The sequence below is a fragment of the Achromobacter sp. GbtcB20 genome, from assembly GCF_019091095.1.
In the GTDB taxonomy this organism is placed as follows: Bacteria; Pseudomonadota; Gammaproteobacteria; order Burkholderiales; family Burkholderiaceae_B; genus Achromobacter; species Achromobacter mucicolens.
This window is the reverse complement of sequence record NZ_JAGXJZ010000756.1, coordinates 1-247: the sequence shown is the minus strand read 5'-3', so window position 1 is coordinate 247 and position 247 is coordinate 1. Positions and strand designations below refer to the sequence as shown.

1 pseudogene is annotated in these 247 nt (G+C 50.2%); it reads right to left on the bottom strand.

Annotated features, from left to right (window positions below):
* Positions 1 to 247: pseudogene (locus tag KVT32_RS31000) on the bottom strand (hypothetical protein); the annotation flags it as partial.

The window sequence follows — 247 nt, the reverse complement described above, 5'->3', positions numbered from 1 at the left end:
CACTCCCACATGTCATAATCTTTCTTCTGACTATTGGTGCTTTTGTCGGCATAGACCAAATTCCGCGGAACATTCATGACATCACCGAGCTCCTTGGTGGTCAGCCCAACGCTTAGTAAAGTGTTGCTGAAGAGCTCCTTTCGCGACGTTACATGCTCAACGTCGATGTTCCCCTTCTGCTTGATCAGCGTTTCATCGCGGTTGTATCCGTTCTGGACGGCCGTTCCTTGTTCCTTGATGTCGTCCG